Origin of the sequence: Salinicola aestuarinus (assembly GCF_003206645.1) — a bacterium.
Classification (GTDB): domain Bacteria; phylum Pseudomonadota; class Gammaproteobacteria; order Pseudomonadales; family Halomonadaceae; genus Salinicola; species Salinicola aestuarinus.
This window is the reverse complement of sequence record NZ_PZJP01000005.1, coordinates 454,306-473,284: the sequence shown is the minus strand read 5'-3', so window position 1 is coordinate 473,284 and position 18,979 is coordinate 454,306. Positions and strand designations below refer to the sequence as shown.

Below are 18,979 nucleotides of genomic sequence, written 5' to 3'. Positions count from 1 at the left end.
CCCCGCCGGAGCGGGGCTTTCGAGCGACAAGGCGCGAGGGTCATCGCGTCTTCGTGGGGTGTTCAGCAGCTCGCCGCCACCGGCCTCGCCGGCCCGGGGAAGAACAGCGGGCGTAGCTTGACGCCGAGCATGTTGCCGGCGAACGCGGCTATCAGCCACAGCCAGCCATGCAGGCTGCCGGAGGCGATGCCGCTGAAGTAGGCACCGATATTGCAGCCGAAGGCCAGGCGTGCGCCGTAACCGAGAAAGATGCCGCCGATCATCGCCGCCAGCACCGAACGCAGCGGAATGCGAAAGTTCGGAGCGAAGCGGCCGGCGAGCGTGGCGGCAAGCCCTGCTCCCAGCATGATGCCGATATTCATCACCGTGGTGACGTCGCTGAAGACGCTGGCATCGAGAGAGGCGGCGCGGCCCGGGCTCTGCCAGTAGCCCCAGCTCGTCACGTCACCGCCAAGGGCCTGAAAAACCTTGGCACCCCACAGCGCAAACGCCGAGGTAATTCCCCACGGGCGTCCCGCCAGCGCCAGCGTCAGGAAGTTGAGCAGAGCCAGACCAATGGCACCGGCAAGAATCGGCCAGGGCCCAGTCAGCCAGCGCTTGCCGTTGGGCACCGCGGCAGGAGCGGCCTCGAGCTGGCCGTGGCGGCGCTTCTCCATCGCCACAGTGACAGCGGCGATCGCCGCAAACAGGGCAAGGCTCGCCGCAATACCCCCGCCGGTGCCGAAGAGGTCTCGCATCGACATCGGTTCAAAGGCCGGCAGGCTCTGCCACCAGGCGAAATGCGCTGTCCCGATGACCGAGCCGACGATGAAAAACGTCAGCGTGATCATCATGCGGGCGTTGCCACCGCCCGCCGTGAAGAGCGTGCCCGAAGCGCAGCCACCGCCGAGCTGCATGCCGATGCCGAACAGGAACGCGCCCACGATGACCGACACACCGATCGGCGAGACAAAGCCGCGCACCGGATGGCCGAACAGCGTCTCGGATGCGAGCACCGGAAAGAACAGTACGACCGCGAGCGCCAGCATCACCATCTGCGCCCGCAGCCCGCGACCGCGGCGTTCAGTAATGAATACACGCCAGGCCGATGTGAAGCCGAAAGAGGCGTGGTAGAGCACGATCCCCAGCGCGCCGCCGACCAGCATCAGCCAGCCCTGACGCGATTCAAAGAGCGTCCCGATAGCGAGCGATCCCACCAACAGCGCAATGGCAGCGATCCACGCCCGCGGGGAAAAGCGCCCGATACCCGGCGGTGAAGGACGAGTCACGGTGGACATAAAAACTCCTTCCATTAGATCAAAATCGAATGGCGAGTACTTTAGTCCTATGGTTGAGTTTTACAAAACTCGATCCGTTCTGACGATAGGCGATGACGTTATAACAAAACGACTCGGGCCAGCGCCGTGGCGCTGGCCCGAGTCGTGTCGTCGTCGGTCGTTGGCGGGTCTCACGCCCGATCCGATGGAGAGGCAGTGCCGCTCTTCGGATAGCGCCGACGTCCTCTCAACGTCAGGGCGTCAGGACATCAAGAGACGCTACAGAAAGCGCCCGAGCCCCACGGCGGGCCGGAGCTTGTCCATCAGCGCCTGCGTCTCTTCACGTGCACGCTCGGCGCCTTTCACCAGCACCTGCTCGATATGCGCCGGGTCGCTCATCAATGCCTCGTAGCGCTCCCGCGGTTCTCGCAGGTGGGCGTTGAGATACTCGAACACCTCGTTTTTGGCCTCACCCCAGCCGATGCCCTCGGCGTAGCGCCGGCGCATCTCGGCACTCTCCTCGCCCGTGGCGAACGCGGAGTAGATCTGGAACAGCGTGCAGGTGTCAGGATCCTTCGGCTCGCCGGGTTCCAGCGAATTGGTCTTGATCTTGCGCACCAGCTTGAGCAGCTTCTTCTCGCTGACGAACAGCGGAATGGTGTTGTCGTAGCTCTTGGACATCTTGCGCCCGTCGAGCCCTCTGAGCACCTCGACCTTCTCATCGACGATTGCTTCCGGCAGCGTGAAGTAGTCGCCCTTGTAGATGTGGTTGAAGCGCCCCGCCATGTCGCGGGCCATCTCGATGTGCTGGATCTGATCGCGTCCCACCGGCACCTTGTTGGCATTGAACATGAGAATGTCGGCGGCCATCAGTACCGGGTAGCCGAACAGTCCCATGCTGATGCCGCGGTCCGGGTCGCTATGCCCTGCGGCTTCATTGTCACCCACGGCGGCCTTGTAGGCGTGAGAGCGGTTCATCAGCCCCTTGGCGCAGACGCAGGAGAGCAGCCACGCGAGTTCGGGGATCTCGTGTATATCCGATTGGCGATAGAAGATGGCGTTGTCGGTATCGAGCCCCAGCGCCAGCCAGGTCGCCGCGATCTCGAGGCGAGACTGCTGGACTCGCTGCGGGTCCTGCGCCTTGATCAAGGCGTGCAGGTCGGCGAGAAAGTAGTAGGACTGGACGTCGGGGTTCTGGCTCTCGGCGATCGCCGGCTTGATCGCGCCGACGTAGTTGCCCAGATGGGGCGTACCCGTGGTGGTGATACCGGTAAGAACGCGTCGCTTGCTCATGGACTCTTCGAATCAATGGGAGAAGTGGCAGAACCGAGAGTCTACCCTGCCACTTTCTCCTTAGCGAACCTCCCCCGCCCGCTCAGGCCGCTACAGCGTGAGGCCGATCAGCAGGTAGGCCATCAGCGACACGGCCGCGACAGCCAGGGCGAAGGGGATCTGTGTCCGAACATGATCCATGTGATCGCAGGCCGCGCCCGTCGAGGCCAGCACCGTCGTGTCGGAAAGCGGGGAGCAGTGATCGCCGAAGACACCGCCGCCCGCTACCGCCGAGATCGTCGCGTAGACCAGCGAGGTGAGCGCATCGCCGGTGAAGACAAAGGCGACCGGCACCGAGATCGGCATCATGATCGCGAACGTTCCCCAGGAAGAGCCGGTCGCAAAGGCGATCAGCGCAGCCAGCAGAAAGGTGATGGCCGGCAGTAGTGTGGGCGAGAGCCAGTCACGACTGACCTCGACGATATAGGCCGCGGTCCCCATGTCCTTGGATAGCTGGTTCAGGGAGTAGGCGAGCGCGAGAATGAGAATGGCCGGCATGACGCCTTTCATGCCCGCCGTCGCGGTCTTCATGATGTCGTTGAGCGGTATGCCCTGCAGCCGCATGATCACGCCGAGAACGACCGCCGCCGCCAGGAAGGCTTCCATGGTCTTCGCAGAGCCCTGGAATGCGAACGTTCCCACCGCGATGCCAATGACCACGAGTACCGGCAGCACGAAGTTCAAAAAGAGGCTCGTCTTGATCCCCTCGAACGGCTGCAGATCGGTCAACTCCTCTCCCAGGAGCGGGTCGGCGCCGTCGCGGAACACCTTGCCCTCCTCCTGAGCCCGCGCTTCGGCGCGTTTCATGGGGCCAAAGAGCGGGACAACACCGACGATCACCAGTCCGACGGTCAGCACGGACAGCCAGGCGTAGAGATTGAACGGCACGGCATAGACGAAGGCCTGAATGGCATCCCCCGCAGTCTCGATAGGCCCCATGCCGATCAACAGTCCCGAGATGAAGACCGCCCAGCCAGTGATGGGGATCAGCACGCTGACCGGTGCCGAGGTCGAATCCGCAATGTAGGCCAGCTTCTCGCGCGAGACGCGATAGCGGTCGGTCAGTCCGCGGATGGTGGAGCCGACGAACAGCGGGCTGAAATAGTCGCTGAAAAAGACGAACATCCCCATCACCCAGCCCACCAGCTGTACCCGCACCCGGGACAACGCCTTGGCCTCGACCCACAGCGTGAAGTTGCGGATCGCCCCGGTGCGCTGGAAGAAGGCGATCACGGTCCCGATGAAAAGCTCCAGCAGCAGGATCCAGGAAAAATCCGTCGTGCCCAGCGATGTCTTCAGTAGATCGGGGAACCCGAAAAGCCCCCGGCCCATGATCGAGACGCCCACGACGCAGGCCACGGCCAGTGAGAAGATGGTGTTGCGCGTGGCGAAGGCCAACACGATGGCAAGACCGGCCGGTAGCAGCGAGAGCAGGCCGAAGTGAGTCTGAGGATCCATGCTGACTCCTTGTTATCTGTTTTGGATGTCATGGTGCGAGTTGTGGTTATTCGATACGCGGCGCAAAGGCCAGGTCGTGTCAGGCCTCGTCGCGCCCCTTGCGCTGCTCGACGCGACGAATCGCTTCAAAGCCCAAGCGACGAATCGGTTCCGGCGGCATCCAACTGGGCTTGCCAAAGAGCGCGGGGATGTCAGCCAAGGGATGCCCCAGCATCTGCCGGGCGAGTGCATCCCCCAGCGCCGTGCCCTTGACGATGCCGCCGCCGTTGCAACCGGCAGAGACGAACAGGCCGTCTTCGATCTCTCCCCATAACGGCGCGCCGTTATGGGTGAGACCCGTGGTGCCCCCCCAGACCTTGTCGAAGCCGATGCCGTCGAGCGACGGATAACGCGCCACGAGACTGGCGGCGAGATCGGCCGCGACCTCGTCGTTGTTACGTTCACGCTCATAGCTGTACTGCGCTCGGATCATCAGGCGGGAATCCGCCGTGGTCCGTAACGTGCACCCCAGCCGGTGGGTCGGGAGCAGCCCCCAGGGCGCACCGCCGACGGCCGCGCTGATCTCGGGGGTCAGCGGCGGCGTCAACGCGGCATAGGTATAAATGGCGGTGAGGCGGGACCGATCCGCGCCCAGTGACCGAGAAAAGGCGTTATTGGCCAGCACCACTCGGCGGGCACGCACCGTCCCCTCGGGTGTCACGACGCGCCAAGCATCGCCATCACGCGAGAGGCCGACGACCGGCGAGCGCTCGTAAAGCTCGACCCCCTGAGGCAGCGTCGAGACCAGCCCACGAATGAGTGCGGCAGGCTGGACCAGATAGCAGTCGGGGGAGTAGAGGCCCTCGGCGTAGTAGTCAGTGCCCAGTGCCGATGCCAGCCCCCGGCGATCCAGCGCCTGAAACTCGAGTCCGGCGGCGGCGAGAAATTCACGGTAGCGAGAGAGAGACGCGCGACCTTCCGCGCCGCGCGCCGCGCGATAGGTGCCAGTCCGTTGCAGCTGGCAGTCGATACCGTTCGCGTCGACCTGCGACTTCAGTGACGCCATGGCGCGCCGGCTCAAGGCATTGAGCGCCGACATCCGTTCGAGCTCGCCCGTCGAGGCATCTCCCGCCAGCGCGATCTCGAGCATGAAACCAGAGTTACGCCCCGGGCTGCCCTCGCCTGCCGTTTCGGCATCGAGCATGACGATCCGTGATTGCGGTGCCAGGGCGTGATAGGTCTGCGCGACGGCCACACCGGTATAGCCAGCCCCCACGATCACCACGTCGGCCGTCTGGTCGCCGTGAAGCGCCGGTCTATCGGCAGCCGGGGAAAGCAGCGCCTGCCAGCCGCAGGGGCGACGGTGCGCGGGGAAATGGGGGCGGGTGCTGGACAGACTCATGTGTCCGCCCTCAGCAAGCCATGGGCTTGCGTCACCAGGTCCTCGATCTGCTCGGCCATCCCGGCCAGCACGTCACGGCGGTGCTCGGGTGTCATCCGCGACTTGAGCATCGAACAGGTCATCGCCCCGAGACAGCGCCCACTGTGGTCGAGTAGCGGCAGGGCGAGCCCGGTAAACTCGGGCAGGCTCGACCCTTCCACCCCCCGCGCATAGCCCTGCTCGACGCACCGTTCGATCTCCGCTTCGACGGCGTCGATCTCGATGTCATAGCGGCTGGCCAGCTCATCCCGGTTGGCGGCGAGAATCCAGTCACGCTCGCTTTTCGCCAAAGACGCCAGAAGCGCAATCGAGGCCTGGCCGGCGCCCAGGAGCACGCGCCCGCCGATCGAAGCCACGAAACTGCCGACGGGGTAGGCGCCGTTCTGCACCTCGAGGCAGACCGCGTGACGCCCGTCATGGGCGAAGAGATAGAAGCTGTCGCCGAGCTGCTGCGCCAGCGTCAACAGTCGAGGACGGGCGAGATCGCGCAGGTTGGCACCGTTACCGGCTTCCGCACCGAGTGCCAGCAGCTCGTAGCCGAGCAGATAGCGGTGGCGGACCGGCGAAGGCCGCAGAAACCCCTCTTCGCGCAAGCCCTTGAGTAGCCGATAAATCGTCGGCCGACTCAGTTCCGTCGCGTCGAGGTAATCGTCGATGCTGGCACCGCGCGCGCCGCAGGCGGCCGTGGCACGCAGAAGCCCCATGACATGGCGCAAAGTGGAAGGTGTCTGAGAAGGTTCGCGAGAATGGGAAGCCAAGGCAGGAACTCGAAATAGGTATCTTTCTCGAGCATACCGAGACGCCCAATCGAGTTCGTCTCATATAGAGAGACTCAAGCACTTTTCCCCGCGGGTGTCGCTTTCGAGACAGTCAGGGGCGAGACCGGCGACTCGGCCTCGCCCCCTGGCTAAATCGGTCGCCACAACGGCGGCCGTCGACTCGGCTGACCGCGGCCAGGCGGTCGGCGTCTGAATCAGCTTTCGATGCAGCGCCTGGCATCGGCGACATCGAACCCGAACGCCTCGCCCACCGCCGCGTAGGTCACCTGACCGGCGTGGACGTTGAGCCCGGCGAGGAAATGCGGGTCGTCGGCCAGGGCCTGCCTGGCGCCCTTCTCTGCCAGCGCCAGCACAAACGGCAGCGTGGCATTGGTCAGCGCCTGCGTGGAGGTTCTTGCCACCGCGCCCGGCATGTTGGCCACGCAGTAGTGGACGATACCGTCGACGAGGTAGCTGGGGTCGGCGTGGGTCGTGGGCCGACTGGTCTCGAAGCAGCCGCCCTGGTCGATGGCGACATCCACCAGCACGCTGCCCGGCTTCATGTCCGCCAGCATGGCGCGGGTGATCAGCTTGGGCGCGGCGGCACCGGGTACGAGGACAGCACCGATGATCAGATCGGACTCGCGCACTGCGATATCAAGCGTCTCGGCAGTCGAATAGACGGTACGAATCTGCCCCTGATAGCGGTGATCCAGCACCTCGAGACGCGGCAGCGAGCGGTCGAGAATCGTGACCTCAGCGCCGAGGCCCAGCGCCATCCGCGCGGCGTTCTCGCCGACGACGCCCCCACCGATCACGGTCACCTTCGCGGGTGCGACACCCGGCACGCCGGGAAGCAGAATGCCGGAACCGCCCTGAGCCTTCTCCAGGCTGTGCGCCCCGGCCTGGACCGCCATTCGCCCGGCGACGCGGCTCATCGGCGCCAGCAGCGGCAACCCCCCCTGGTCATCGGTCATGGTTTCGTAGGCGATACAGGTCGCCCCGCTCTCGATCAGTCCCCGCGTCAGACGCTCCTCAGCGGCCAGGTGCAGGTAGGTGAACAGCACCTGCTCGGGACGCAGGCGCGCCACCTCTTCCGGCTGCGGCTCCTTGACCTTGAGGATCGTCTCCGCCGTGGCCCACAGCGCGTCGACGTCACGGATCAGCTCGGCCCCGGCGTCGCGAAATGCCTCGTCGCTGTAGCCCGCGCCACTGCCGGCGTCACACTGTACCTGCACGCGGTGACCGCGCTCGACGAGTTCACGGACGCCACCCGGCGTCAGTGCGACGCGGTACTCGTGGTTCTTGATCTCTTTGGGGACACCGATACGCATGGCCGACTCCTGGTAATGGCGGGCAAATGACTAGCGAAAAAGCGCATTACCGGATTACAGCACGCCGCTTCCTGTCGTCGGAATAGGTCTGCGCAAAAGACGAAATTGTCGCGAAAACCGCCCACGCTGCGAAATAAAATCCTGAATTTACGCGTTGAGCAGACGATATTTCTATCGACAGACCGGGACGGCCTCAGTCAGGCAACGGCCTACAGGCCCCCGCATAGGCCTCGACGAAACTCGGCGGCATTCGTCGGGGACGGCCGCTCGAGAGCGCGATACAGGCGAAACGGGTGTGGGCGCGAAGCAGGGTTCGCCCGGTATCGACATGGATGAGCTGGAAGCGGCGTTCGAGGGTGAGACGCCCGTCGCAGGCGACGATCCAGGTAGCCAGGGCCAGACGATCATGCTCGAACGCCGGCGACAGATAGTCGAGCTCGTGGCGGTGGACCACCATCGCTCGATCGAGCGCACGATAGTCGTCAAGGCTGAGCCCCAGCGCCCCGGAGTGCGCCCAGCTCGCCCGCTCGATCCAGCGAAGATACTCGGCGTTGTTGACGTGACCGTAGTGGTCGATAGCAGAAGCCTCGACCCAAAGGTCGAGAACGAACGGCTCGGCGTGGTCCCACTCCATCGTCTGGCTCCCCAGGTTGGCGCAGCGGGAAGCGACCCAACGCCCCTCCCCGCCCGTCGAACGACAGCTCAGGCGGGGCGCGGCGCCCCGCACTGCCAGCAGGTATCAAAGGCGCCTTCCAGCCACTCGCCGCAGTGAAAGCAACGCCAGCCCGGCGTCCGCAAGGCCGGGCCGTCAAGCGCTTCGCGCACCAGGGGCTCGGCGAGGACAGCCTCGTCCTGCGCCACCCAGACCTCCGCTTCGCACTGATCTAGTGGCAGCTCGCCGGCGCCACCCGCGAGGGTCATGTTGCGCAGTGTCGCCTCGATCCCCGCACTGTCGAGCACGTTGCGCACATGGCTGACTAGCATCGTGTTGGGGTGGCGAAAGACGCAGGTCTTGTCGGCGAAGGGCGTCATGGCATCAGTTGCGGAAGACCCGCACACCCAGCGCTTTCAAGTAAGCGGTCTCGGGGATGGCGGGGTGAATCGGGTGATCCCCCGACTGGCCGCCGCGGTAGAGGATCTGACCGTGACGGTCCTGATGGCGAACTGCGCCACGCACGCTCTCGACCAGCCGCTCTTCGGCCAGGTGCATCGAGCAGGAAGCCGTCATCAACAGGCCGTCGCGGCCGAGCAGGCGCATGGCTTCGCGGTTGAGACGCGCGTAGGCGCGTTCGCCGTTGGTGATGTCCTTGCGCTTCTTGATGAACGCCGGCGGATCGAGAACCACAACGTCGAAACGCTCACCTTCGGCACGCAGCGCCGTCAGTGCCTCGAAGACATCGCCCTGGCCTACGGCGACCTGCTCGTGAAGACCATTGAGCGCCGCGTTGTCGGCGACGCGATCGAGCGCAGCCTGGGAGGAATCGACACACAGGACTTCGCTGGCGCCGTGAGCCGCCGCCTGCACGCCCCAGCCACCGACGTAGCTGAAGAGGTCGAGCACGCGCTTGCCGGCGACCAGGCCGTTGAGCCAGGCACGGTTGGCTCGGTGATCGAAGAACCAGCCGGTCTTCTGGCCGTCGATGACGGGCACCGCAAAGCGCACGCCGTTCTCCTCGATCAACACCTCATCGGGCAGCTCGCCATACACCACCGAGACTTCGGATTCGAGTTTCTCCAGCCGCCGACCGCTGGAGTCGTTCTTGAACACGATCGCCTGCGGTGACAGTACCTTTTCCAGCGCCGCGACCACCTCGTCGCGAACCGCCTCCATCCCCAGCGTATTGAGCTGCACGACGACGATGTCGCCGAAGCGGTCGACGATCAGCCCGGGCAGGAGGTCGCCCTCGCCGTGCACCAGGCGATAGAAGGGTTTGTCGTAGAGCGCATCGCGCAGTGCCAGCGCCTGATTGAAACGGTGCACCAGCAGTGAACGGTCGAGCCGCACTTCGGCATCGCGGGAGACGACCCGGGCGCAGATCAGCGAATGCGGGTTGACGTAGGCCACGCCCAGCGCCTTGCCGTTGGCCGCCTCGATGACGACCTGTGCGCCGGGTTCGAACCCTTTCAGCGGCGTCGCCTGAATGTCGATCTCGTTGGAGTAGAGCCAGAGGTGACCTGCCTTGAGGCGACGGTCGGCGTTCTTCTTGAGGCGCAGAGCTTGAGGCACAGGGGACTCCATGAGCATTGGTGAGGTGTCGGGTAGAGCCCGTCGGATGTGATCGTCTCGAGCGTCGTTGGGTGGGCATTCTAACGCGCCGAACGACGACGCCAAGACGTCACGAGTCCGCGATCTCGTCAGATGCGGCCTGGCATCTGAGACCGGCAATCGACCACCGAATTCCCGGCGACCGACGTTGTGTTGATTGAGAGCGGCCGAGGTTCAGCGCTGACAGATCGGACAGAAGACGCTGGCGCGCTGACCCAGCACGATCTGACGCAGCTCGGCGCCGCAGCGACGACACGGCTGCCCGGCTCGACCATAGACATTGAGGCGCTGGGCGAAATAGCCCGGCTCGCCGGTACCACTGACGAAATCACGAAGCGTGGTGCCGCCCTGGGTGATCGCCGCGGCCAGCACCTCTTTGATCGCCTCGGCCAGACGCGCATAGCGCTCGCGGGAGACGCGTCCGGCCGCGCGGCGCGGATCGATTCCCGCCAGAAACAGCGCCTCGGTGGCGTAGATGTTACCCACCCCGACGACGACGGCATTGTCCATGATGAACGGCTTGACCGCCGCCCGTCGCCCCCGCGATAGCTGATAGAGCCGATCGCCGTCGAATGCCGACGACAACGGCTCCGGCCCCAGACGCGCCAGCCGAGTATCGGTGTCGACATCACCGGCGAGCCAGTCGACGAAGCCGAAACGACGCGGATCGTGATAGCGCAGGATGGCGCCGTCATCGAACACCACGTCGACATGGTCGTGCTTGCGCGGCTGATCTCCCACACGGGCGAGGCGCAGGCTTCCCGACATACCGAGATGCCAGAGCAGCGTGCGCTCCCCCACTGGCAGGAGCAGGTACTTGGCCCGACGCGTAAGCTCGCCGAAGCGCGAGCCGATCAGGCTCTCTTCCACATCCGACGGCACCGGCACGCGGAATCGCCGCTGGCGAACGATCACTTCGACGATCTCTCGATCCTCGACGTGTGGCGCAATCCCTCGACGGGTGGTTTCGACTTCGGGCAGCTCGGGCATGACTGACTCTCGGTAGGACGGGCGCTCGAGGTTCGACCGGACAGAAACGAAAAAACCCGGTCGGGACCGGGTTTTTTCAACTGACTTCTACGAAGGCAACTGCCAGATCACTTGATCTTGGCTTCCTTGTAGATGACGTGCTTGCGAACGACCGGATCGTACTTTTTGAATTCCAGCTTGTCCGGAGTGTTACGCTTGTTCTTTGCCGTGGTGTAGAAATGGCCCGTACCGGCGCTCGACACCAACTTGATCTTGTCACGCATCTCTAGGCTCCTTGATTACTTGGCGTCGCGCTTGCGCATATCGCCGAGCACCGCTTCGATGCCCTTCTTGTCGATGATGCGCATACCCTTGGTAGAGATACGCAGCTTGACGAAACGTTTTTCGGACTCGACCCAGAAACGATGCGTATGCAGGTTGGGGACGAAACGACGACGCGTCTTGCGCTGAGAGTGCGAGACGTTATTACCAGTCACCGGACGCTTACCGGTAACCTGACAAACTTGGGACATGGAAGCCTCCGACCACTGGCGTGTTGTGCAGATCAGATCGGGCAAACCACGCAGCGACTTGGGTCTAGACTCACGTCTAGAAAGGTCGCGCTGGCCGGCATCCGCCTTCTGCCCTGATTCAAAGGGCGTACTTTATACCAGAGGGGGCATACCCCCGCAAGTTTCAGCCCGGATTTCGTCATAAATCAGAGTGATTCGAGGCGATCGAGCGGTTTGGCCTGCTTCGAGAGGTTCACGCAAGAGACGTCAAAGCCAGCCGCGTTCGGCGAAAGACGATACCTCACCGTCCCCGATGACGAAATGATCCAACACCCGAATGTCGAAAAGCCCGAGTGCCTCGCGCAGACGGTCGGTGATTCGCCGATCCGCGTCGCTCGGCTCGGCGACGCCGGATGGGTGGTTGTGAGCGAAAATGACCGCGCCGGCATTACGAGCCAGGGCCTTCCTCGCGACTTCGCGGGGGTAGACCGAGGCGCTGTCGAGCGTTCCCTCAGAGAGAATCTCGAAACGGATCACTCGATGCTGGCTGTCGAGGAAGAGCGCGGCGAACGCCTCGTGCTCGAGATGGCGCAACTGCGCGCTGAGAAACTGTCGCACCAGCGCCGGCGACGTCAGTGGCGCATCGCGCTCGAGTAGACTCCCCAGGTGCCGCCGGGAGAGCTCCAGTGTCGCCTGGAGTTGCACGTAGCTCGCCTCGCCCAGGCCATGCTCGGCGCAGAACCGGTGGCGGTCGGCCTCGAGCAGCGGCCGCAGCCCCCCGAAGCGGGTCAGCAGATCCCGCGCCAGATCCACGGCCGAGCGTCCCTTGACGCCAACCCGTAAGAAGATCGCCAGCAGCTCGGCGTCCGACAGCGCCGACGATCCCAGCGTCATCAGTTTCTCTCGCGGCCGCTCCCCCTCCGGCCAGTCACGTATTCCCATGATCGTCCGCTCCCCGCCAATCTCAGGTCATGCCCGGGCCTTTGCCGACCCTGCATCGCACCGAAAGCGTTGCGCCACGCCCTCGAAGAGTGACATCGGCGGCGCCTGGCGGAACTTTTGCCGGTGCCGCCCCCCTAAGCCGCAGGCTCTCTTGACCGCATCAAAGACGCTGCTATCTCTCCAGGTCTCACAGCTTGTGGCACACGCGCCGGCACGCAGACCACCCGAGCACTCACGGTTCAGCGATCGGCGGATCATAATTTTTCGACCCGAGAGTCACTATTTTTCGAACAGAGACTCACGATTCAGCGCAGGAACTGCTGTGAAAACGCCTCCCGATCACGGCCGGCGGTCTACGCTCAGTCAAGGGAGTCGCCCTGCCCGTGAGGGTCGTCTTTGGCGGCCGTCACGCGATTTGTTGCCAACCTCTCCGGGAGTGCGCCACATGCCGACCGCGACATTACCGAAAACCCTCAATAACCGCGCCCTGCTGGGCTTCTGCCTGGCGGCGAGCCTCGCCGCTCTGACCGGTGCCACCGCCACGACCGCCGCAGCAGCGGAGGGCGAACGCCTCAGCGGCGCCGACATCCGTCAGGAGGTGTGGGGAAATCGGGTTCAAGGGGCGATGGCCAGCGGCCAGCGCTACGACGAGGTCTACCGCGAAGACGGCACCATCGAGGGTGACGGCTATACCGGCCAGGCCACCGTCGTCGATGACCGCATGTGCTTCGACTATGGCGACGGCGAGCCGACCTGCTACGGCGTGCGCCGGGACGGCGAGGCGAGCATCGAGTGGCTCGACGGTGACGAGGTCGTCGGTGAAGGCGAACTCAGCGACGCCGACTGACGGCGAGAGGCCGGGGCGGCGCCCGCCGCCAACCTCGATCAGTCGATTCGCAGCCGCTCGCCCAGCCAGCGAATGCCGGCGTTGATCTTGGGGTTCAACTGTCGACCGCGCTGCCACAGCAGATGCAGGTCGAGGCCGGGCGAACGGTACGCGGGCAGGATCTCGACCAGCTCACCGCTTTCCAGCTCGCGCTCGATCAGCCAGGTCGCGAGCTGCGCCACACCGAACCCGGCCTTGACCGTGCTCACCTGCGCCTCGGCACTGCCGAGCACCATGCGTCCTCGCATCACGCGGTGTTCGACCCCGCCATCACCGGTGTTCAACCGCCATGGCGTGGTCGCACCATCCGCTCTGCCGTAGAGAATAGCGTCCCTAGATGGTAGATCGTCGATGCTCTCGATGCCCCGGTGCCGCTCGACGTAGCTCGGGGCGGCGCAGAGTATCAGCGACTCCGTTCCGAGATGACGAAACCCCAGCGCTTCCGACGGCTGCCTGAAGGTGCCGATACGCACGGCGATATCCACGCCCTCTTCCACCAGGTCGACGAAGCGATCCGAGAAGACGACCTGCGGCTCGATGCCCGGGTGGTGATCGCAGAATTCGAGCAGTGTCGGCATCACCTGCATCCGGCCGAACGCCGCAGGAAGGTTGATCGTCAGGCGACCCACCGGCTCGGAGCCGTCCGCGGCGAGAATCGACTCCGCATCGGCGAGTTCCGCCAGCACCCGAGTGCAGGTGGCATAGAACCCTGCGCCGGCGTCGGTTAACACCAACCGACGGGTCGTCCTCGCGAACAACCGCGTCTCCAGCCGGGCTTCCAGCCGCCCCACGCTCTTGCTGATCGCCGAAGTGGTCAGATTCAGACGCGACGCCGCTGCCGTGAAGCTACCCAGGTCGGCAGCGGCGACGAACGTCTCGATCCCTTTCAGGCGTTCCGACGGCACCATGACCCGCCTCCGATTATTGACTGAAATTCCACTATCCAGTGAAAAAACTCCGCAGTACAGATTTTAGTTCCAGCGTTAGGCTAAGCGCCATTCAACTCACTGCTAGCTTTTCACTGGAGCCTTTCGTGTCCTCGACCTCCTCCCCCACCGCCGAGCGGGCAGACGCGTCCGCAGGCCGCGATCTGTCGATCCTGCTGCTCGCGATCTCGGCGTTCGTCATTGTGACCACGGAATTCGTGATTGTCGGACTGCTGCCATCGCTGGCCCGCGATCTCGACGTGTCGATCTCGACGGCGGGCCAACTCGTCACGCTATTCGCCTTCACGGTCATGCTCTTCGGGCCGCTGCTCACCAGCCTGGTGTCGCACATTGATCGTAAACGGCTGTTCGTGGCCATCCTGGTGCTGTTCGCCGCAGCCAACACCCTGGCCGCTGTCTCCACCAACGTATGGGTACTGGCAATCGCACGCATCCTGCCAGCCCTGGCACTCCCCGTGTTCTGGGGCACCGCCAGCGAGACCGCGGCCAGCATCGCCGGCCCCGATCGTGCCGGCAAGGCGGTCTCCAATGTCTATCTCGGCATCGCCGGCGCGATGGTACTGGGCATTCCGATGGGGACGCTGGCCACCGGCGTCATCGGCTGGCGTGGCACCTTCGTCGCCCTGGCGGCGCTGTCGCTGGTGATGGCCATTTTGCTGCAGATCGTCATGCCGACGCTGGAACGTCCTTCGCGACTGCGCCTGAAGGAACAAGCCAGCATTCTCAAGAGCCCGTTCTTCCTCGCCAATCTGGCCCTATCCGTCGTCGTCTTCACCGCCATGTTCACGGCCTACACGTACCTCGCCGATCTGCTGGAACGTCTGGCGGACATCCCATCCGAGCAGGTGGGCTGGTGGCTGATGGGCTTCGGTGTCACCGGTCTGTTCGGCAACTGGCTGGGCGGGCAGTTCGTCGAGCGTGCCCCGCTCCGAGCGACCCTGGTCGGCGTGGTGGCGCTGGCGATCGCCATGGCGGCGACCGTGTCGGTGACCGACCATCCGCTGCTGCTGGCCATCGCCATCGTCTTCTGGGGCATCGCCAATACCGCGCTCTATCCGATCTGCCAGGTTCGCGTCATGCAGGCCGCCACTCACGCCCAGGCGCTGGCCGGCACGCTGAATGTCTCCATGGCCAATGCCGGCATCGGTCTGGGGGCTATCATTGGAGGAGCGGTGATCGACCGTTTCGGCATGGTCTCTCTTGGCATTGTCGCCGCGGCGATCGCCCTGCTCGCGGCCGCGGCCATCCCGTTCGTTCGCCACCTGTCTCGTTAAGCAAGACCCGGTGGTGACCGGGTATCGAGACCGGCGTCGCCGGTCTCGATACACACCGCGCCTTCTCGTGCACGATATTTCATCAATGACGGAGTCGACGGCATGACGACAGCATCCGATCAGCGCGATTTTTCCGAGCGTGACGCGAACATCGCCATCAACACCTACACCACCGTGCTGCGACGCCAACGCGTGCCGCACGAGCTGTTCGCGACCTATTGGCGCGACGTTCACGGCCCGCTCTGCGCTCGCCTGCCGGGGCTGGCCTGGTACGTCCAGACACACCTCGACCGAGAGCAGGACGACCACCTCTGGCCCGCCGTCGAGGGCATCCCCCCTTTCCCGGGCTACGTGCTGGATGGCGGCGTGGAGATCGGCTTCGCCTCCGAGCAGGACCAGCAGACCTTCATGGACGCCTGTCACCTGCTGTTCGCCGACGAACAGAACATGTTCGACGAGACGATCGCCTACTCGCTGCCGAACGGTTCGACCACACTGGTCGATCGCGTCGCCGATGCCACGCCGAACGGCGACGATGGCCTGGACCGCATGCACGTGCACCTGGGTGCCGCGCATGGCGACGTCGCCACCTTCGCAACCTATATTCGCGACGAGCTGGCATCGGCGCTGGCGCAGGAGTCAGCGCTGCTGAAAGTGCGGGTGCACACGCCAGAGCGGTACGACAACGACAATCCGGCCCCGCCGGCACCGGACGTCAATCACCTTGTGCCCACCGAGCGCGAGCTGGTCGCCGTGCTGGAGCTGGCGTTCGAATCGCCACTCGAGCGTCGCGCCTTCTTCGAGTCCGAGGCGTTCAAGCGGCTCGAGAACGGGCTGAAAACGCACGTCGCCCATGCGACGGCCTTCGCCGTCAGTGGTACTTACGTCTACGTTCGCGACCAGCAGATGACGCTGGCCGGTCTTCGCGGCAGCCGCCCGGCGCAGCTGATTCGCAAGCTCGGCGCCAACAACCAGTTCATGTCCGAGGTCCAGACGCTGATGAAGGACGGCAAGCTCGACAGCGACTGATCGCGACCCGGCACGCGCTACGCAACCGCATGTGCGGGTGATAAGGTTAGGGCCCGTTTTTCAGGACCCGCGATCATGTCGACCTCACTGTTCGGAAAGCGCGTGCTGCTCGGTATCAGCGCGGGCATCGCCGCCTACAAGAGTGCTCACCTCGCACGCCTGCTGAAAAAGACGGGTTGCGAGGTGCGCGTGGTCCTGACCGAGGGGGCCCAGGCCTTCATCACGCCGCTGACTCTGCAGGCGCTGACCGGCGAGCCGGTGCGCACTTCCCTGCTCGACCCGGAGGCGGAAGCCGGCATGGGCCACATCGAGCTGGCCAAGTGGGCCGATGTCGTCCTGATCGCGCCGGCCACCGCCGATCTGATGGCGCGTCTCGCCCACGGCCACGCCGACGACCTGCTCACCACGCTCTGTCTCGCCACCGAGGCGCGCTGCATCATGGCGCCGGCGATGAATCAGGCGATGTGGCGCCACCCAGCGACCCTTGCCAATGCCGAACGTCTCGAGTCCTTCGGCTGGACACTGCTGGGCCCGGACGCCGGCGATCAAGCCTGCGGCGATGTCGGCCCCGGCCGTATGCTCGAGCCGGAGGACATTCACGCGCGCCTTGCAGCGACGCTCGCGTCTCTCTCTAAGCCGCTGTCCCACGTGGACAGGGGCCGCTCATCGGTTGCACGAGAAAGCATCGATAACCGCGACCTGGCCGGCAAACGGGTGGTGATCACCGCCGGCCCCACCCGAGAGGCGCTCGATCCGGTGCGCTATCTCTCCAACCACAGCTCGGGAAAGATGGGGTATGCCCTTGCCGCGGCCTGCGCGGCGCGCGGTGCCCGGGTCACGCTGGTCAGCGGCCCCGTCTCGCTGGAAACGCCTGCCGCGGTGGAGCGCATCGACGTCGTGTCGGCCGAGGAGATGCTCGACGCCGTCGAGTCGGCGCTACCCTGCGACTGCTTCATCGGCTGCGCGGCGGTGGCGGACTACCGCTCCGCCGAGGTCAGCCCGCAGAAGCTCAAGAAAGGGAATGACGACGCCGACCTGACGCTCAGACTGACGCGCAATCCGGACATCGTCGCCACGGTCGCCGCCCGGGCGGATCGGCCCTTTACGGTTGGCTTTGCTGCCGAGACGCAGTCGCTCGAGGCGCACGCCGCCGACAAGCTCGCCCGCAAACGCCTCGACATGATCGTCGCCAACGACGTCACCCTGGCCGGCGCCGGCTTCGGCAGTGACGACAACGCCGTCACCCTGTTCTGGCCCGGCGAGGCAGCGACCCAGCGAGAGTCACTGTCACTGCAAAGCAAGCAGGCGCTCGCCGAGATCCTTGTCGATCGCATCGCCGCCCGGCTCGCCTGAACGCCTCGGCTTGCGGTCAGTGGTAAGCTAGGGGGCTTTTGGACTCGCCGCGTCACTCCGCGGCGTCATCAGTTTTCAGGATCACGTTCATGTCATCGCCTCTCTCGACCACGCCCTCTCCGACCACGCCCTCTCGCCGCCTGTCGGTCAAGATTCTCGACCCCCGCGTCCATGACTACCCGCTGCCGCACTATGCCACTGTGGGCAGTGCGGGCATGGATCTGCGTGCCCTGCTCGACGCGCCACTCACCCTCGAGCCCGGCGAGACCGAGCTGGTGCGCACCGGTCTTGCGATCCATATCGCCGACCCAGGCCTCGCCGGCATGGTGCTGCCGCGCTCGGGGCTCGGCCACAAGCACGGCATCGTGCTCGGCAACCTGGTCGGACTGATCGACTCGGACTATCAGGGCGAGCTGATGATCTCGGTCTGGAACCGCGGCAGCGAGGCGTTCACTCTCGAACCCGGCGAACGCCTGGCGCAGTACGTGCTGGTGCCGGTCGTCCAGGCGGCGCTGGAGATCGTCGAGACGTTCGACGAAAGCGCTCGCGCCGACGGCGGTTTCGGCCACTCCGGGCGGCAATGATCGAACCCGACCGGCGCTGACGCGCCGGCATCGCGGACGGGCCGCTTCCGGCCCGCCGATAACTCAGGAGAGTCACGTGGCGCTCGGCGCAACCATCTACAAGGCAAAGCTCGACATCAGCGATCTCGAGCGCCACTACTACGCCGAGCACGCGCTGACCATCGCCTGCCACCCGTCGGAAACCGACCTGCGGCTGACCGCTCGGCTGCTGGCCTTCATGGCCAACGCCGACGAGGCCCTGACCATGACGCGAGGGCTTAGCAGCGATGACGAGCCGGATCTCTGGCGCAAGGCACCGGACGGCCGCATCGAGTGCTGGATCGAGCTCGGCGAGCCGTCGCTCAAGCGCATCAAGCAGGGACTGTCGCGGGCGGATCGCGTCATCGTCTACGCCTATACGGCTCGCAGCGCCGAGCAGTGGTGGAAGAAACTCGGCGATGACATCCGCGCCCTCTCCCGGGTCGAGGTGTGGTATCTGCCGGAACCCTCGCTACAGTCACTGGCCAATCTGGTGGAGCGCCACATGCGCCTGGGGGCGACCCTGATGGAGGGCGAGTGGCTGATTACCGATGGCCGCGAGTCCGTCACGCTCGCGCCGGAGCCGTGGACATGACGCGAGACTCTCTTACCCCAGCGGCCGCCCGCTCAATGCCCATCCC

20 protein-coding genes are annotated in these 18,979 nt (G+C 65.0%); 6 read left to right on the top strand and 14 right to left on the bottom strand.

All coding sequences use genetic code 11. The features are described from left to right. Positions 1-62: 62 nt before the first annotated feature. The 13 genes from DOM41_RS07535 to radC form a co-directional block, all read right to left on the bottom strand. Positions 63-1,277 (bottom strand): YeeE/YedE family protein, encoded by a 1,215-nt coding sequence (locus DOM41_RS07535; RefSeq protein ID WP_110686211.1) that lies wholly within the window; start codon positions 1,275-1,277, stop codon positions 63-65. 258 nt (positions 1,278-1,535) lie between these two features. After that, positions 1,536-2,549 (bottom strand): tryptophan--tRNA ligase, encoded by a 1,014-nt coding sequence (trpS, locus tag DOM41_RS07530; RefSeq protein ID WP_110686210.1) that lies wholly within the window; start codon positions 2,547-2,549, stop codon positions 1,536-1,538. Positions 2,550-2,639: 90 nt separating this feature from the next. Then, positions 2,640-4,046: a Na+/H+ antiporter NhaC family protein gene (locus DOM41_RS07525; protein WP_110686209.1), complete on the bottom strand. Its 1,407-nt coding sequence runs from the start codon at positions 4,044-4,046 to the stop codon at positions 2,640-2,642. A 79-nt stretch (positions 4,047-4,125) separates the two neighbouring features. Then, positions 4,126-5,427: an NAD(P)/FAD-dependent oxidoreductase gene (locus DOM41_RS07520; RefSeq protein ID WP_110686208.1), complete on the bottom strand. Its 1,302-nt coding sequence runs from the start codon at positions 5,425-5,427 to the stop codon at positions 4,126-4,128. After that, positions 5,424-6,170 carry an IclR family transcriptional regulator gene (locus DOM41_RS07515; protein WP_110686207.1) on the bottom strand — a complete coding sequence of 249 codons (747 nt, stop codon included), beginning with the start codon at positions 6,168-6,170 and terminating at the stop codon, positions 5,424-5,426. Before DOM41_RS07515 ends, DOM41_RS07520 begins: the two co-directional genes overlap by 4 nt. 269 nt (positions 6,171-6,439) lie before the next feature. Further along, complete coding sequence (gene ald, locus DOM41_RS07510) at positions 6,440-7,558, bottom strand: alanine dehydrogenase (protein WP_110686206.1); 1,119 nt, start codon at positions 7,556-7,558, stop codon at positions 6,440-6,442. Between the two features lie 193 nt (positions 7,559-7,751). Further along, complete coding sequence (locus DOM41_RS07505; protein WP_110686205.1) at positions 7,752-8,192, bottom strand: acyl-CoA thioesterase; 441 nt, start codon at positions 8,190-8,192, stop codon at positions 7,752-7,754. A 68-nt stretch (positions 8,193-8,260) separates the two neighbouring features. Continuing rightward, a complete protein-coding gene (locus tag DOM41_RS07500) occupies positions 8,261-8,590 on the bottom strand; it encodes a putative signal transducing protein (RefSeq protein WP_110686204.1) in 330 nt (109 codons plus the stop codon). A 4-nt stretch (positions 8,591-8,594) separates the two neighbouring features. Continuing rightward, positions 8,595-9,785 carry a class I SAM-dependent rRNA methyltransferase gene (locus DOM41_RS07495; RefSeq protein ID WP_110686203.1) on the bottom strand — a complete coding sequence of 397 codons (1,191 nt, stop codon included), beginning with the start codon at positions 9,783-9,785 and terminating at the stop codon, positions 8,595-8,597. Between the two features lie 213 nt (positions 9,786-9,998). Then, positions 9,999-10,814 carry a bifunctional DNA-formamidopyrimidine glycosylase/DNA-(apurinic or apyrimidinic site) lyase gene (mutM, locus tag DOM41_RS07490; protein WP_110686202.1) on the bottom strand — a complete coding sequence of 272 codons (816 nt, stop codon included), beginning with the start codon at positions 10,812-10,814 and terminating at the stop codon, positions 9,999-10,001. A 107-nt stretch (positions 10,815-10,921) separates the two neighbouring features. Then, positions 10,922-11,077, bottom strand: a complete 156-nt coding sequence (gene rpmG / locus DOM41_RS07485) for a 50S ribosomal protein L33 (RefSeq protein ID WP_035472447.1) — start codon at positions 11,075-11,077, stop codon at positions 10,922-10,924. Positions 11,078-11,092: 15 nt separating this feature from the next. Next, positions 11,093-11,326, bottom strand: coding sequence for a 50S ribosomal protein L28 (gene rpmB, locus DOM41_RS07480; RefSeq protein WP_110686201.1), 234 nt, complete (start codon positions 11,324-11,326; stop codon positions 11,093-11,095). 246 nt (positions 11,327-11,572) lie between these two features. After that, positions 11,573-12,247 carry a RadC family protein gene (radC, locus tag DOM41_RS07475; RefSeq protein ID WP_110686200.1) on the bottom strand — a complete coding sequence of 225 codons (675 nt, stop codon included), beginning with the start codon at positions 12,245-12,247 and terminating at the stop codon, positions 11,573-11,575. Positions 12,248-12,692: 445 nt separating this feature from the next. Between radC and DOM41_RS07470 the strand changes: the two genes are divergently transcribed. Then, entirely contained in the window at positions 12,693-13,094 is a 402-nt protein-coding gene (locus tag DOM41_RS07470) for a hypothetical protein (RefSeq protein ID WP_110686199.1), read from the top strand. Between the two features lie 38 nt (positions 13,095-13,132). Here the strand turns inward: DOM41_RS07470 and DOM41_RS07465 are convergent, their stop codons facing one another. Continuing rightward, the gene (locus tag DOM41_RS07465) at positions 13,133-14,041 is read right to left on the bottom strand and encodes a LysR family transcriptional regulator (protein WP_110686198.1); all 909 of its coding nucleotides are present in this window, start codon (positions 14,039-14,041) and stop codon (positions 13,133-13,135) included. Positions 14,042-14,166: 125 nt separating this feature from the next. On the opposite strand from DOM41_RS07465, the gene DOM41_RS07460 reads away from it, so the two are divergent. From DOM41_RS07460 to DOM41_RS07440, 5 genes are all read left to right on the top strand, one after another. Further along, the gene (locus DOM41_RS07460; RefSeq protein ID WP_223160947.1) at positions 14,167-15,354 is read left to right on the top strand and encodes an MFS transporter; all 1,188 of its coding nucleotides are present in this window, start codon (positions 14,167-14,169) and stop codon (positions 15,352-15,354) included. Between the two features lie 102 nt (positions 15,355-15,456). Beyond that, entirely contained in the window at positions 15,457-16,383 is a 927-nt protein-coding gene (locus DOM41_RS07455) for an EthD domain-containing protein (RefSeq protein ID WP_110686197.1), read from the top strand. A gap of 75 nt (positions 16,384-16,458) precedes the next feature. Beyond that, on the top strand, positions 16,459-17,736 hold the full coding sequence (gene coaBC, locus DOM41_RS07450) for a bifunctional phosphopantothenoylcysteine decarboxylase/phosphopantothenate--cysteine ligase CoaBC (RefSeq protein WP_110686196.1): 1,278 nt from the start codon (positions 16,459-16,461) through the stop codon (positions 17,734-17,736). An 89-nt stretch (positions 17,737-17,825) separates the two neighbouring features. Then, positions 17,826-18,320 carry a dUTP diphosphatase gene (gene dut, locus DOM41_RS07445; protein WP_110686195.1) on the top strand — a complete coding sequence of 165 codons (495 nt, stop codon included), beginning with the start codon at positions 17,826-17,828 and terminating at the stop codon, positions 18,318-18,320. Positions 18,321-18,396: 76 nt separating this feature from the next. Beyond that, positions 18,397-18,933, top strand: a complete 537-nt coding sequence (locus DOM41_RS07440) for a YaeQ family protein (RefSeq protein ID WP_110686194.1) — start codon at positions 18,397-18,399, stop codon at positions 18,931-18,933. Positions 18,934-18,979: the final 46 nt, after the last annotated feature.